The 13,588-nt window shown below is 58.0% G+C and carries 12 protein-coding genes and 5 pseudogenes; 11 read left to right on the top strand and 6 right to left on the bottom strand.

Annotated elements, in window-relative coordinates; translation table 11 throughout:
* The first annotated feature begins 183 nt into the window (after positions 1 to 183).
* The 5 genes and pseudogenes from phbB to ACYZT3_RS14695 form a co-directional block, all read left to right on the top strand.
* Positions 184 to 930 (top strand): acetoacetyl-CoA reductase, encoded by a 747-nt coding sequence (gene phbB, locus ACYZT3_RS14715; protein WP_282378043.1) that lies wholly within the window; start codon positions 184 to 186, stop codon positions 928 to 930.
* 64 nt (positions 931 to 994) lie between these two features.
* Positions 995 to 2,173, top strand: a complete 1,179-nt coding sequence (locus tag ACYZT3_RS14710; RefSeq protein WP_282378041.1) for an acetyl-CoA C-acetyltransferase — start codon at positions 995 to 997, stop codon at positions 2,171 to 2,173.
* Positions 2,174 to 2,268: 95 nt separating this feature from the next.
* Positions 2,269 to 3,972, top strand: a complete 1,704-nt coding sequence (gene phaC / locus ACYZT3_RS14705; RefSeq protein ID WP_282378039.1) for a class I poly(R)-hydroxyalkanoic acid synthase — start codon at positions 2,269 to 2,271, stop codon at positions 3,970 to 3,972.
* Positions 3,973 to 4,304: 332 nt separating this feature from the next.
* Positions 4,305 to 4,715 carry an antitoxin Xre/MbcA/ParS toxin-binding domain-containing protein gene (locus ACYZT3_RS14700; RefSeq protein ID WP_462032372.1) on the top strand — a complete coding sequence of 137 codons (411 nt, stop codon included), beginning with the start codon at positions 4,305 to 4,307 and terminating at the stop codon, positions 4,713 to 4,715.
* Positions 4,712 to 5,054 (top strand): annotated as a pseudogene (locus tag ACYZT3_RS14695) (RES family NAD+ phosphorylase); the annotation flags it as partial. The gene ACYZT3_RS14700 and the pseudogene ACYZT3_RS14695, both read left to right, overlap by 4 nt.
* Before the next feature lie 48 nt (positions 5,055 to 5,102).
* Here ACYZT3_RS14695 and ACYZT3_RS14690 read toward each other — a convergent pair.
* Positions 5,103 to 5,214, bottom strand: a pseudogene (locus tag ACYZT3_RS14690) (hypothetical protein); the annotation flags it as partial.
* Positions 5,215 to 5,434: 220 nt separating this feature from the next.
* Between ACYZT3_RS14690 and ACYZT3_RS14685 the strand changes: the two are divergent.
* Both ACYZT3_RS14685 and ACYZT3_RS14680 read left to right on the top strand, forming a co-directional pair.
* Positions 5,435 to 6,589, top strand: a complete 1,155-nt coding sequence (locus ACYZT3_RS14685) for a MalY/PatB family protein (protein WP_462030166.1) — start codon at positions 5,435 to 5,437, stop codon at positions 6,587 to 6,589.
* 41 nt (positions 6,590 to 6,630) lie between these two features.
* Positions 6,631 to 6,741, top strand: a pseudogene (locus ACYZT3_RS14680) (SDR family NAD(P)-dependent oxidoreductase); the annotation flags it as partial.
* Here the strand turns inward: ACYZT3_RS14680 and ACYZT3_RS14675 are convergent.
* Both ACYZT3_RS14675 and ACYZT3_RS14670 read right to left on the bottom strand, forming a co-directional pair.
* On the bottom strand, positions 6,722 to 7,171 hold the full coding sequence (locus tag ACYZT3_RS14675; protein WP_282378035.1) for a DUF421 domain-containing protein: 450 nt from the start codon (positions 7,169 to 7,171) through the stop codon (positions 6,722 to 6,724). The pseudogene ACYZT3_RS14680 and the gene ACYZT3_RS14675 overlap by 20 nt on opposite strands.
* Positions 7,172 to 7,178: 7 nt before the next feature.
* The gene (locus tag ACYZT3_RS14670) at positions 7,179 to 7,697 is read right to left on the bottom strand and encodes a hypothetical protein (protein WP_282378033.1); all 519 of its coding nucleotides are present in this window, start codon (positions 7,695 to 7,697) and stop codon (positions 7,179 to 7,181) included.
* Between the two features lie 311 nt (positions 7,698 to 8,008).
* Here ACYZT3_RS14670 and ACYZT3_RS14665 point away from each other — a divergent pair, with 311 nt between their 5' ends.
* From ACYZT3_RS14665 to ACYZT3_RS14650, 4 genes are all read left to right on the top strand, one after another.
* Entirely contained in the window at positions 8,009 to 8,620 is a 612-nt protein-coding gene (locus ACYZT3_RS14665; protein ID WP_462030165.1) for a Yip1 family protein, read from the top strand.
* Between the two features lie 46 nt (positions 8,621 to 8,666).
* On the top strand, positions 8,667 to 10,010 hold the full coding sequence (locus tag ACYZT3_RS14660; RefSeq protein ID WP_282378027.1) for a cation:proton antiporter: 1,344 nt from the start codon (positions 8,667 to 8,669) through the stop codon (positions 10,008 to 10,010).
* A gap of 188 nt (positions 10,011 to 10,198) precedes the next feature.
* Positions 10,199 to 10,495: a hypothetical protein gene (locus ACYZT3_RS14655; RefSeq protein ID WP_282378182.1), complete on the top strand. Its 297-nt coding sequence runs from the start codon at positions 10,199 to 10,201 to the stop codon at positions 10,493 to 10,495.
* Between the two features lie 254 nt (positions 10,496 to 10,749).
* Entirely contained in the window at positions 10,750 to 11,226 is a 477-nt protein-coding gene (locus tag ACYZT3_RS14650) for a hemerythrin domain-containing protein (RefSeq protein WP_282378026.1), read from the top strand.
* Positions 11,227 to 11,284: 58 nt separating this feature from the next.
* On the opposite strand, the pseudogene ACYZT3_RS14645 reads toward ACYZT3_RS14650, so the two are convergent.
* From ACYZT3_RS14645 to ACYZT3_RS14635, 3 genes and pseudogenes are all read right to left on the bottom strand, one after another.
* A pseudogene (locus tag ACYZT3_RS14645) lies at positions 11,285 to 11,557 on the bottom strand (hypothetical protein); the annotation flags it as partial.
* Positions 11,545 to 12,587, bottom strand: a pseudogene (locus tag ACYZT3_RS14640) (PAS domain S-box protein); the annotation flags it as partial. The pseudogenes ACYZT3_RS14640 and ACYZT3_RS14645, both read right to left, overlap by 13 nt.
* Before the next feature lie 82 nt (positions 12,588 to 12,669).
* Positions 12,670 to 13,578 (bottom strand): zeta toxin family protein, encoded by a 909-nt coding sequence (locus ACYZT3_RS14635; RefSeq protein ID WP_282378024.1) that lies wholly within the window; start codon positions 13,576 to 13,578, stop codon positions 12,670 to 12,672.
* Positions 13,579 to 13,588: the final 10 nt, after the last annotated feature.

Genomic DNA, 13,588 nt, shown 5'->3' with positions numbered 1-13,588 from the left:
TCACGCCATTCGTCGCCCTGTAGCAGCCGCTTGGCGATGCCAACAGCAGTGAACAGTTCAGTTTCATTCCATGCATGGCACCGTTGGACACCACACAGTCACCTCTCAACACTTCCGCACACCCCGCCAATACCGAACAATCCACCCATCTTGCAGCGCAAAACACAAAAAGGAAGAGAGTGTATGAAGTCGCTTAGTCGAATTGCGTTGGTCACGGGTGGTATGGGTGGGATTGGCACTGCGATAAGCCAACGCCTGTACAAGGAAGGATTCAAGGTCATCGTGGGCTGCAGCTCTGACTCCGCCCGCAAGAACGAATGGATGGCGAGCCAACTGGAGGCGGGTTATCAATTCGAATGCATCTATGGCGACATCACCGATTGGGAATCAACGCGCAAAGCGTTCGAGATGGCACGTGAGCAATTCGGCCCCATCGATGTATTGGTCAACAACGCCGGCATCACTCGCGATGCGTCCTTTCGCAAACTGACTCCGGAAGACTGGAATGCAGTCATCGGCACCAACCTGACTGGCCTGTTCAACACCACTAAACAGGTGATTGAAGGGATGTTGGCCAAAGGTTGGGGACGGGTTATCAACATCTCGTCGATCAACGGTCAGCGCGGCCAGTTCGGCCAGACCAACTACAGCGCGGCCAAGGCCGGCATCCATGGCTTCACCATGGCTCTGGCCCGGGAAGTGTCCGGCAAGGGCGTGACCGCCAACACCGTCTCCCCAGGCTACATCCAGACCAGTATGACCGCGGCCATCCGTCCAGACATTCTCGACGCCATGATCGCAGCCACACCGGTCGGGCGCCTTGGCCAACCCGAAGAAATCGCCTCCATCGTGGCCTGGCTGGCTTCCGATGAATCGGGCTACAGCACCGGCGCGGACTTCTCGGTCAACGGCGGCATGAACATGCAGTAGACCGGCCAGGGCAAGGGCGCCCTGCTCGCGCTAGACGAATGTTGTCTTTTTTATGAGGTCACGCATGAACGAAGTCGTAATCGTTGCCGCTACACGTACCGCCGTTGGCAGTTTTCAAGGCGCCTTGTCCGCGATTCCAGCCACCGAACTGGGCGCGGCGGTCATTCGCCGCCTGCTGGAAGAGACAGGTCTGGACGGCTCGCAGATCGATGAAGTGATCCTCGGTCAGGTACTCACCGCAGGCTCGGGGCAAAACCCCGCACGCCAGGCGGCCATCAAGGCCGGCCTGCCCCATACCACCCCTGCCCTGACCCTGAACAAGGTCTGTGGTTCGGGACTCAAGGCGGTCCAGCTTGCGGTCCAGGCCATCCGTTGTGGCGACGCCGAACTGGTGATTGCCGGCGGTCAGGAAAACATGAGCCTGGCGCCCTATGTTCTGCCCAAGGCACGCACCGGTTTGCGTCTGGGTCATGCGCAATTGCAAGACAGCGTGATTCAGGACGGTTTGTGGGATGCCTTCAACGACTACCACATGGGCATTACCGCAGAGAACCTGGCGCAGAAGTACGACCTCAGTCGCGAAGAGCAGGACGCTTTCGCCGCCGCCTCGCAACAGAAAGCCGCTGCGGCCATCGAAGCGGGTTACTTCAAGCGTGAAATCACCCCGATCCTGATCCCTCAGCGCAAGGGTGAGCCGCTGGCCTTCGACACCGATGAACAGCCGCGCCCGAACAGCACGCTGCAAGCATTAAGCAACCTCAAACCCGCGTTCCAGAAAGACGGCAGCGTGACGGCCGGCAACTCGTCGACCCTCAACGATGGTGCCGCCGTGCTGTTGCTGGCCAGCGCCGCCAAGGCCAAGGCCCTCGGCTTGCCGGTGCTGGCACGCATCACGGCCTACGCCAGTGCCGGTGTGGACCCCTCGATCATGGGTATCGGCCCGGTACCGGCCACCCGCCTGGTACTGGCGAAAGCCGGCTGGACCCTGGACGACCTCGACCTGATTGAAGCCAATGAAGCGTTCGCTGCGCAATCACTGGCGGTCGGTAAAGAACTGGGTTGGGACACCAGCAAGGTCAACGTCAACGGCGGCGCGATTGCCCTCGGTCATCCGATCGGCGCATCGGGCGCGCGGATTCTGGTGTCGCTGTTGCACGAGCTGATTCGTCGCGACGGCAAAAAAGGCCTGGCCACGTTGTGCATCGGTGGCGGCCAGGGCGTCAGCCTGGTGATCGAGCGCTAGAACACAGGAGTGTTCGTTTAAGTGGCTGACGCGGCGCCGAAGTCCGGCGCCGCGGCTTTTTTTCGCTCGGTTTACGTAAGTGGGCAAGGAGTTCCATGGACAACAACGCGCATACCTTCAACACTTTCTGGTCAGGCCAGGTACCGTTCATTGCCTCCTATGCAGTGCAACAATTACGTCTCTGGGTCAGCACCAATCCGTGGTTTACCGGACAAGAATACAACGAGTGGTTTGACCTGCCGCGCGGTACCCTGGACAGCCTTCAATCGGATTACCAGCAGCAATGGGGCGAACTCGGCCAACGTCTGCTGACCGGTCAGCCCTTCACCTTCGACGATCGACGTTTCGCCAGCGGCAACTGGAGCCAGCCACTGTTCGGCTCCCTCGCCGCCTTTTACCTGCTCAACGCCGGGTTTCTGCTCAAGCTGCTGGAAAAGTTAGCGATCCCGGACAAAAAACCGCGCCAGCGTCTGCTGTATCTGGTGGAACAAGCCATTGCTGCCGGGGCGCCGAGTAACTTTCTGGCCAGTAATCCCGATGCGCTGCAACGGGTCGTCGATACTCAGGGAAGCAGCCTCCTCACTGGCCTGTTGCACTTGGCCAGCGACCTGCAAGAAGGCAAGATGCGCCAGTGCGACGCCGGCGCTTTCAAAGTGGGCGTCGACCTCGCCAACACCCCCGGCGAAGTGGTCTTCGAGAACGAACTCTTCCAGCTGATTCAGTATTACCCGCAAACCGAAACCCAGTATCGGCGCCCGGTGTTTGTCGTGCCGCCGTCAATCAACAAGTACTACATTCTCGACTTGCGCCCGGACAACTCGATGGTGGGCCATCTGTTGAAACAAGGACACCCGGTGTTTCTGATGTCGTGGCGCAACTTCGACCAGGAACACGCTGGCACCACCTGGGATGACCTGATCGAAACCGGCATCCTCAAAGGCCTGCAAGTGACCCGCGAGATTAGCGGCGAGCAGCGGCCCAATTGCGTCGGTTTCTGCATCGGCGGCACCTTGTTGAGCTCGGCGCTGGCCGTCCTGGCGGCGCGCGGCGACCGCGAGATCGGCAGCGTGAGCCTATTAACCACCTTCCTCGACTACCTCGATACCGGCCCCATCGACATCTTCGTCGACGAACAATTGGTGGCCTACCGCGAGCGCACCATCGGCGGCCTGGATGGTCCCATCGGCCTGTTCAAGGGCGAGGACATGGGCAACACCTTCTCGCTGCTGCGCCCCAACGACTTGTGGTGGAACTACAACGTCGACAAATACCTCAAGGGCCAGAAACCGATCCCCCTTGACCTGCTGTTCTGGAACAACGACAGCACTAACCTTCCAGGCCCGATGTACTGCTGGTATCTGCGTCACACCTATCTGCAGAACGACTTGAAATCCGGTGAGCTGGACTGTTGCGGGGTCAAGCTGGACCTGCGCGCCATCGATGCTCCGGCGTACATCCTCGCCACCCATGACGATCACATCGTGCCGTGGAGAAGCGCTTACGCCAGCACCGAGTTGCTCTCCGGGACCAAGCGTTTTGTGCTGGGCGCTTCGGGGCATATCGCCGGAGTGATCAACCCACCGGCCAAGGAAAAGCGCCACTATTGGACCAACAATCGGGTCACTAAAAACCCTGAAACCTGGTTCAAGAATGCCGAGCAACATGCCGGTAGCTGGTGGAATGACTGGTTCGTCTGGCTGGCTGAACAGTCCGGCGAACGCCAGCCTTCCGTGCTGCACACCGGTAACACGCAATACCCGGCGATAGAGTCGGCACCGGGGCGTTATGTGATGCAATGACAGGCAGCCCCGCGCCATAACTTCTATTGCGTGCTGATGCCGAGCGCGAAAAACTTGGGCGTTGTGGTAATGCCATTTCAGTAGTAACGCATACCTTGTAGCAGCTGGCGAAGCCCGCGTCCGGCTGCGCAACCGAACGCAAGCTCGACAGCTGCTACAGGGTCGAAAGGGGCGGTGCGGCGTTCCGACAAGCCCCCTCGCCACAGAGGCAGTGGCTACTCAGACGGGTCGAGTTGATCCAGTGCCATCAAGCAGACAAGCCTGCCGTCAAATCCACAGGGAAAGCAGTCGTAGCGACGGAGACAAAGAGTGTTACCCGAAAGCCGACTGAGGTGCTGTTACATGGCCGCAAAGGTGATACGCGCCTGTTGATCATCCGATACACACAGGAAGGCTTTGACCAGAGCGACGTCAGGGACACGCTTTCTATATCCGATCTTTACATGGCGCACGGCCTTGTTCAGCGCATTACAGGGAAGTCCCTCAGGACCGTCCAGCGCTTAGCGAAGGAGACCAAACCAGTGCGGCTAAACCAACAACAAAGTACAGTCGCCTTCCAGTATGCGCAGGCCCTGGAGCACGCCATCAACGTGTTTGGCAATCAGCTGTTGGCTGAGGACTGGTTGAAGAAACCCTGCAAATACCTGGACGGAAATATCCCGCTGGAGCTGATCGACAACTCGCTTGGCTTCCAGGTAGTCGAGGACTATTTGACCCGGATTGGACACGGGGTTTATCAATGAATCCTTTGCCCTGGGATGGGAAGCGGCACGCTTGGCGCCTTGACCACGAGGTCTTCAAGGACACGTGGGACAGTGGCATTGGTGCGCAGCAATCCAGTGGTCGATGGAACCCTCCCGTCCACTGCCATTTTGGAAGTCGCGGCCCACGCAGGCTTCGATACGCTCGATAGGGTGCCTCACGTGTTGACGTGCTTCGAAGTGCTGGATTCGAATTTCATCAAGATTGTTCAGCCCGAAGATGCGCCGAACCCGAATTGGCTCATCCCGTCTCAACTCTCGCCCAATCAGCAGCTGTTTGCTGATGAGCTGCTGGCCGAGCATCCCTTTCTGCTCATCCCGGGTTTGAAGCCCGGCCGCGCCACCGGGCGCTATTGCCTTCCTTGAGGGGCGCACCTGCTCGGCGAAGGCTGGCGCCGGGGCCCATGCCCAGCACGCCGAGGCTCGAGCCCGCAAGGCCGATACCGGCGACCTTGAAGAACTGACGACGGTTGAGGTCCATCGTGCACTTCTGTCAGGTGGAAACCCGGTGCTTTTATCGGGTTCTTCTGGACAATCACGGTGGCGGCAGTCTGGCTGCCGACACTTAAAGCTGTAGACACTGCATCAGCGTATTGTGTGAAAACCGACCGTCGGCGGCGCTGCGGCTCATTCTGTCGCCACGGATCAAACTGGCGCTTATCATTGCCCCACGTTCAACCACGCCTTTTATGAGACTGAGCATGACTTTCGATTTTGACCAGGTGTTCGACCGCCACAACACCGGCAGTACCAAATGGAGCCGTTACCCGGCTGACGTGTTGCCGATGTGGGTGGCCGACATGGACTTCTCCGCACCGCCGGTGATCATCCAGGCCCTGCAAAAACGTCTGGAGCACCCGATGCTCGGCTACAGCGTGGCCCAGGATGACTTGCGCGATGCCATCGTCGCCGACCTCTGGAACAAGTACGCCTGGCGCGTCGAGCCTCAGGCGCTGATTTTTCTGCCAGGCGTGGAGTCGGGTTTCAATATGGCCCTGCATGCGCTGGTCCAGCCGCAGCAGAACGTCGTGGTCCAGGCGCCCAACTACCCGCCGCTGCGCCATGCGCCGGGCCATTGGGGGCTGAACAAGGTCGAACTGAATTTCGACGCGCTGGCGGACGGTACGTATGCCTCGCTGCTCGACGCCTTGCACCAGTCCCTGGAAGGTGGCGGCGCCCTGCTGCTGAGCAACCCACACAACCCGCTGGGCAAGGTCTTCCCGAGGGAAGAACTGCAAGCGGTGGCTGACATCTGCCTGGAACAGGACGCCTGGATTATCTCCGACGAGATTCACGCCGAACTGTGCTTCGACGGACGCAGGCATGTGCCGATCGCAACGTTGAGCCCGGAAATCGCCAAGCGCACCATCACGCTGATGTCGGCGAGCAAAGCGTACAACATCGCCGGGCTGAAAACGTCGTTCATGATCATTCAGGACAGGGCCATCCGCGAGCGGGTCAACCACGCGCGCTGCGGACTGGTCGACAGCGTCAACCCGCTGGGCCTGGAAGCCACCCGCGTCGCCTACCGCGAAGCCGGGCCATGGCTGGTCGAGCTGATGGCCTACCTGCAAAGCAACCGCGATTACCTGGTCGACGCCGTTCGCACCCGATTGCCGGGTGTCACTATGAACGTGCCCCAAAGTACCTATCTGGCGTGGCTCGATTGCTCGGCGCTGGAGCTGGACAACCCACAGCAGTTCTTCCTTGAACACGCCAAAGTCGGGTTGAGCGCGGGCCTGGAATTCGGCGACGACAGCAAACAGTTCGTTCGCCTGAATTTCGGCTGCCCACGGTCGTTGCTGGAAGAAGGCATCGCGCGGATGGAGCGCAGTTTGCTCAATCGAAAGGCCTAACCTTTTGATTGATTGTTCCCACTCCCGCGTGGGAACAATCAAGTTCGATCATCAACACCCGCTCGGTCAATTCGGACATGCCCAAACCTACCCTCCTGCCTTACGCCACCACCAAGGGCGCGATTGCCAACTTCACGACCGCTCTTGAGCAATCACCGATATCTTGCCGTTGCGCTCCAGGATCGCAAACTTGATTTGATCAAGAGTCTCGATGCCCTGACTGGAGCGTGCGGCTTCCATGATGTCGGCCTCGATCAATCGCGCGTGGTGCAGGCGTTTGTGTAGAAATTTGCCATTCTCGACGATGATCGTCGGCCCACCATCGATCAGCTGTGATATCCATTGCGAACGCTGTTTGAGCAGCGACAGGCCGACGTCGATGACAATCAGCGTGACGATCACCAACATCGAATTGGTCAGGGAAAAGTCATCGCCCAGCAACGCCTGTTGCGTCGCCTCACCGATGATCATCAACAGCAAAAAATCGAATGTCGTCAACTCGGCCAAAGAACGCCGGCCAGCAATCTTGAACAGCACCATCAGCGCCAGATACATCGCGGCCGCGCGCAATACCGAGTCCATAGGTCACCTAAGGGAAAATGAATTGATCGAGGTTCACGGGCATGGCGCCGGGCGATGCAATGCGGCTGCGAAACAGTCCCAGCCCATCGCCGCGCAACGTCAGATAAAGGGTTGCCTGGCCCTGAGCGTCGGTCTGCACCCATAGCGTCATGCCCTGCCCGCCACTGATGGCGCGCAGGGGTTGCGGTTGCAGGGTTTCGATGTTGAAACCGTCCAGCAGTGCCCCGGTCAGTTCCAGCTCAACGGTGGCATTGGGCGCACCGCTCACGCTGATCTGCATCGGGTTGGACGATCCGTGGCGGTGGAACATCTCGTATTGCACCCGGACCTTGCCGTCGTCACCGTGAACATCCCGGGTGCTCAGCGGCCCGCGTGAAAACAGCCCGAGCAGCGCCAGCAACACCAACAGCACCAGGGTGTACCAGCCCCAACGTTCGAATCGCCAGACCTTGACCTGATGCGTCATGTCTTCGCGCACCGGATAGTCGCGGCTGTGGTAATCGGTATGGCCGGATTCATCGTTCATCGGATGCACCCCTGCCCGGTCTGACAGGCCCAGACGAAACAAATGGTGCCGGCCGGAATGCCCCCGCCGTACAAGACTCGGCGGTGGTCAGCAGCAAGTTGTTTTGACGCAAGTACTCGACCACGGATTGGCTGATGCTCATGGCAAATCATCCAGAAAGGAGAGCTGCTCGGTTGACCTTCGTCGTCTCCAAACATTCCCTTTATCGGACCACGCTCGGTTCAGGGATAAAAAAGTGAACCCTGTCAGAACTCGCTCCTCAATACGTTTAGGGCCACCTGCTATGGGCCGCTCCAGATCAGGAGGTCATCATGTCCGCACCTATCATCAAGCTGTTTACCCAACCGAACTTCGCGTGGACGGATATCCGCAAGGAAGAGGAAGCGCATCCACGCCACTACCTCGCTCATTTACTGCTGCTCGCCTTGATCCCCGGCGTGTGCCTGTTTGTCGGGACCACCTATGTTGGTTGGAGCCTGGCCGCGAATGAAACAGTCAAGCTCAGCACCGCCAGCGCATTGCAACTTTGCGTGTTGCTGTACGTGACCATCGTCGCTGGCGTTGCGCTGATGGGGCTGTTCATCCGCTGGATGTCGCGCACCTTTGACACGCGACCGACCGTCAATCAATGCATCGGATTTGTGGCCTACACCGTGACGCCGTTTTTCCTTGCAGGCTTCGCTGGTTTATACCCGAGCCGCTGGCTGGCGATCCTGGTGCTGGGGGCGGCGGCGATCTATTCCACGTTTCTGCTGTTTGTCGGCTTGCCGACCTTTATGCACGAGCGCAAGGAACAAGGCCTGCTGAATGCTGCTTGCGTCTGGGGCGTCGGATTGCTGGTGCTGGCCACCATGCTGATTTCAATGATCCTGCTGTGGTTCAACGTACTGACACCGGAATACCTGCGCGCGACCGTCGGTTGATTGCCAAAGGCCCTTCATCGCGGCACGCACCCGGCGAGTACAGAGCATGAGTTTTATTGTATGGGTGGCGGTGTTGGGTGCGGTGCTGATGACGCTGGCGCTGACGTCGTCGTACCTGCGCTGGATGCCGGTGACCACGTCGGCGGTGTGTCTGGTGCTGGGTGTGGCCATCGGGCCCGCGGGGCTTGGGCTGTTGAAACTGGACACCGATAATGCGTCCACCTGGATGGAGCACCTGACGGAAGTCGCGGTGCTCTTTTCGTTGTTTGTCTGCGGTTTGAAGTTGCGCTTGCCGCTCAAGGATAAAACCTGGCGCATCGCCTACGGCTTGGCCGGCCCGGTCATGGTACTGACCATTGCTGGCGTCAGCCTGTTGCTGCATTACGGCTTCCAACTGTCCTGGGGCGCCTCCGTGTTGATCGGCTCGATTCTGGCGCCCACCGACCCGGTACTCGCCGCCCTGGTGCAAGTCAACGATGCCCGGGATGATGACAGCGTGCGCTTCGGGCTGTCGGGTGAAGCCGGGCTCAATGACGGGATAGCCTTCCCGTTTGTGATCCTCGGACTGCTCCTGGTGCAACACGACGGCAACCCCGGCTGGCTGAGCGATTGGGTGCTGCGCAGTCTGTTGTGGGCAGTCCCGGCCGGCTTGCTCACTGGTTACTGGATGGGGCGCGGTATTGGCCGCCTGACCTTGTTAATGCGCATCAAGAATGACGACAGCACCCTGTCCCCTAATGATTACCTCGCCCTCGCCTTGATCGCCCTGGCGTATGTCGGGGCCGAGTCGATTCACGGTTACGGCTTTCTGTCGGTGTTCGCCGCCGGACTGGGTTTGCGCCACGAAGAAGTCAAATCCACGGGCGATGACGAGCTTCCCGCCGAGCATCTGGTTCAGCCTGTTGTGGGTCATCAGAACGTCGAGCCGCAGCATGCCGTTCATGGTGATACCGCAAGCCTTGAAGACACTCAGGTCGCCGCGGGCATCATGATGGGCGACATGCTCGCCTTCGGCAGCCTGGTGGAACGGGCCATGGAAGTATTTCTGGTGACACTGCTCGGCGTAGTGCTGATGGCGCACTGGGACTGGCGCGCGTTGCCGATCGCCGGCGTGTTGTTTTGCCTGATTCGACCGCTGTGCGTCGTCGCCATGCCCTGGGGGGGGTTGCTCAACAGTCGCCAGCGAATGCTGATTGGCTGGTTCGGCATACGCGGTATCGGCAGTCTGTATTACTTGTTTTATGCCCTTAATCATGGGTTGGGCCAGTCGATGTCAACGCTCTGTATCGACCTGACCTTGTCGGTGGTCGCCCTAAGCATCCTCATCCACGGGCTCAGCACTCAACCGCTCCTGATTCGATATGAACGGCAAAAAAAACAGGATGTTTGATTTTATGTCTGTGCGTTTAGGGCCGGAACTATCGAATTTTAACGCTCATAAAATTGAAATCCTTTTGCGATCCTGGAGGTCACAACCTTAATCCCTCCCGGCTTTTGCACGGCGGGACTTGCCAGGTTCGGTTCCCCTGTGGCGTCGATGCCTATCAAAAGAGACCTCGAGAAAATCAGGTGCTGGTCATGATTCACTATTCCACCTCCGATGAAATCAAAGCCTGCCGGGCATTCGCCCTGGAACGTAATCGTCAGATGTTTGAAGAGGCCCAGGCGCTGAGCCGCAGCGCTTTTGCATTACTCGAGGGCAGTGACATGGACGTGGAGCTGTTTGATCGCTATCAGGCCATGCGCAGAAAAGCCGACTTTACGTTCCAGGAGGCGATCGAGCACTTGCGGGTGCTCAACGAGGATTTCCCACCTGTCTCGCTGTCCACACAAAACGCTCATCGTTTGCACCCGCCGCTCGAACCCAGAACATGAACCTGAAAAGCCCGGCATAGTCGCCGGGCTTTTTATTGTCTGGGACATCAATGCTCCACTGCGAACTGCATGAGTCAATGTCCAGACTCATGCAGGCTGCATGACCGCAGATTGCCATTAGTCACTTCAAACTATTGTTTTATAAGCAAGTTATCGCACCGGATAATCGGCACGACAAATGCTCAAGGACTATGAGCGACTTTCGGCCTTGAGACCGTTCGCGCTCACCCCTGACTCGTTGGAGAGATTCGACCATGAACGCCATTGACCTGTTGAAAGCCGACCATGAACGTGTAAAAGGCATCCTGACCCAGTTAAGCGAATCCACCGAACGTGGTGTGAAAAAGCGCAGCGAGTTGCTGGCCAAGCTCGAAATGGAGATTGCCATTCACACCCGTCTCGAAGAAGAAGTCTTGTACCCGGCGTACAAGAAAGCCGGGGGTAAGGAGCAGGACATCATGTATTACGAAGCCAAGGAAGAACATCGCACCGTTGATTCGCTGGTGCTACCAGACCTGAAAGTCACCGACCCGTCCACCCCGGAATTCGCCGGTCGCGTGAAAGTGGTCAAGGAACTGCTGGAGCACCACATCGAAGAAGAGGAAACGGAAATGTTTCCTCAGGCCAAAAAACTGCTGGGTAAAGCCACCCTGGAAGAATTGGGCGCGCAAATGGAAAGTTTGAAGGCCCAGTACAAGAAAGAAATGAGTGCAGCCAATCTGGCGGCTTGATGCAGGTGGCGGGACAGCAAATGGCCTGGCATATGCCGGGCCTTCTTGGTTGTTCGGTTCACGCGCCGGGGTTGGTCACCTGGATGTAAAACGCATAGCTGCCCAGCAGCACCCAGAACGTGGCGAAAATCCACGGCGTACGCACGGAAAATAACAACGACTTGCGATATCCCTTATGGGACGATTCCATCTCACTGAACAGCGGCGAATCATCGTAAGCAAGCCCCATCAAGGGCTCACTGCGCAGCAATTGACTCTGCTTGAAATGCCAATGATCGATGATGTCGTATGCCGCGCGAATCCCCGGCCAGGCGTTGAGCGAACTGAGCAGTCGGTGGCAAGAATGATCGGCAGGCTCGGCTTCATGACCCGGATAGCCTGCGCCAGTTGCGCGCCATTCATCTGCGGCATGGCCATGTCCGTGATAACCAGATCAATCGCCTGTTTGCTGTCGAACATTGCCAGCGCCTGTGCACCGGACGCTGCACTGATCACTCGATGCCCCAGGTCCTCGAGCAACAGGCAGGTACTCGTCAAAACCAGGCTGTCGTCGTCCACCACCAACACGCACAGACAACCGGTTTGGGTTCTGGTGAAAAACACGTTTCGAGCACCACGGAAGGTCCGAGGGAGCTGCGCAACGGTCCTGTGATCCCTTGCACCCGCGCCGGGATTTCGACGGGTTCGGCTTTGAGCGCCTGGCGCCTGGCGCCTGGCGCCTGGCAAACGCCAGCATGCGCTGAGTCAGGGTGACGCCACGCAAGGCACCTTGAGTGGCGTTGTCCACCAATCGGGTAATTCTCGAATGCCCCCGACGCGTTTGCGGATGATTTTCAGATTGCCGAGGATGACAGTCAGCAAATTGTTGAAGTCGTGGCAATACCGCCACCGAGTTGCCCGATGACCTGCATCTTCTGCGCCTGAAACAGCGCTTCGCGGGTTTGTTCCAGGGCCTGCTGGGCTTGTGTGACTTCGGTGATATCACGGGTGATCTTGGCAAACCCGAGTAACGTGCCCGACGGGTCGAGAATCGGATCGATAACCACATGGCACCAGAAATGCGTGCCGTCCTTGCGAACCCGCCAGCCTTCCCCCTCAAAACGCCCCTTCCTGATCGCCGTGTCCAGTGCTCGATGGGGTAAACCGGCACGGCGGTCCTCTTCGGTATAGAAGCGCGAGAAGTGTTGGCCGAGAATCTCGGCCTCCTCATACCCCCTGAAACGCTTGGCGCCAGCGTTCCAGCTGGTGATGATTCCATCGGGATCAATCATGTAGATCGCGTAGTCAATCACAGCATCGATCAACAGGCGAAAACGACTGTCCTCGATGGCGCTGGCTTTGGTCCGGCCGCGCTCATTGATCCCTCACGTCACTGTTGTTTTTCTGGAGTATGCGACAAGCCGGGATTTTGGAAAGCCCCAAAGCACCTCTCGACGTAAAGTGTTATCGGATCACGTATTTGGCGATGTAGGTGTACAGGTCGTTGTAGACAAAGGCTGGGACATAGGAGGCATGCGTCCCGGCCTTGAGCAATGCCAGATGGCATTCTTTGACAATTTCGTAGTGGCCGTTCACCGCGAAAACGTGGTTATCCGTAATGCGCGAGTAAACGATGTACTCAAAAGGCCTCAGGGTCGTCGTTGTAGTCACCGAGCCGTCGGCAGCTTTGGTGTAGGTGCTCTGAGCACGCACCGTCCGCTCGTTCAACACACCGAACCCACGTTCGTACACAGTGATTTGCGAACCGCTGACTGCCTTTGCAGCCGTCTCGAAAGCCAGGATGATCGCTTGTGCGTAACCCATGCTGGTATTCAGTTTTGACACCGTGAGAAACCTTTCCATTTCTTGATTTTCAAGGCTTTTGAGTGCTCGTTTAATACTCGACACATGAGCAAACTCTTGAGTGCAGCCAACGATGTGAGTCTCGAACTGATAACCCTGGGCTGTTGCCGTCGGTGGAAAAGCCGCGAATTCGATACTGTCGAACGCACATTCCATAATGATGTTGTATTTGCCGGTGAAGACCTGCGTAAAGATCTTCGCGCTGAGTTCTCGGACGAATGCCTCGGTATGCTCATACGCATGCAAGACGCCGAGTCTGATCATCTCTGGGTATTGGGGGTGTTTTTTGCGGTAGTCGGGCAGGTACAGACGAACATAGTTGTCGTAGCGTTTTGAAGGCAGCAGATTCTTTTCCAGCAGATAGGTTTTACCTGACCCTTGCAGCCCGGCAACGACCAGCATTTTGGGGATTGCCTCGACCGTGATGCCGCAGAACAGCCTCGCTTTTATTTCATCGAATGCTGCGGTGACCTGCTCAGGGGTGTACGTGTATTTCGGTGCTGCTGACATACCTTGATTT

It is taken from the genome of Pseudomonas sp. MDT1-16 (assembly GCF_054898115.1).
This window is presented reverse-complemented; position numbering and strand designations above follow the sequence as displayed.

Coding starts and splice junctions, on each gene's coding strand:
- ACYZT3_RS14710 (WP_282378041.1), top strand. CDS start 995: ATGAACGAAGTCGTAATCGTTGCCGCTACACGTACCGCCGTTGGCAGT.
- ACYZT3_RS14635 (WP_282378024.1), bottom strand. CDS start 13,578: ATGTCAGCAGCACCGAAATACACGTACACCCCTGAGCAGGTCACCGCA.
- ACYZT3_RS14660 (WP_282378027.1), top strand. CDS start 8,667: ATGAGTTTTATTGTATGGGTGGCGGTGTTGGGTGCGGTGCTGATGACG.
- ACYZT3_RS14650 (WP_282378026.1), top strand. CDS start 10,750: ATGAACGCCATTGACCTGTTGAAAGCCGACCATGAACGTGTAAAAGGC.
- ACYZT3_RS14670 (WP_282378033.1), bottom strand. CDS start 7,697: ATGAACGATGAATCCGGCCATACCGATTACCACAGCCGCGACTATCCG.
- ACYZT3_RS14665 (WP_462030165.1), top strand. CDS start 8,009: ATGTCCGCACCTATCATCAAGCTGTTTACCCAACCGAACTTCGCGTGG.
- ACYZT3_RS14655 (WP_282378182.1), top strand. CDS start 10,199: ATGATTCACTATTCCACCTCCGATGAAATCAAAGCCTGCCGGGCATTC.
- phaC (WP_282378039.1), top strand. CDS start 2,269: ATGGACAACAACGCGCATACCTTCAACACTTTCTGGTCAGGCCAGGTA.
- ACYZT3_RS14675 (WP_282378035.1), bottom strand. CDS start 7,171: ATGGACTCGGTATTGCGCGCGGCCGCGATGTATCTGGCGCTGATGGTG.
- phbB (WP_282378043.1), top strand. CDS start 184: ATGAAGTCGCTTAGTCGAATTGCGTTGGTCACGGGTGGTATGGGTGGG.
- ACYZT3_RS14685 (WP_462030166.1), top strand. CDS start 5,435: ATGACTTTCGATTTTGACCAGGTGTTCGACCGCCACAACACCGGCAGT.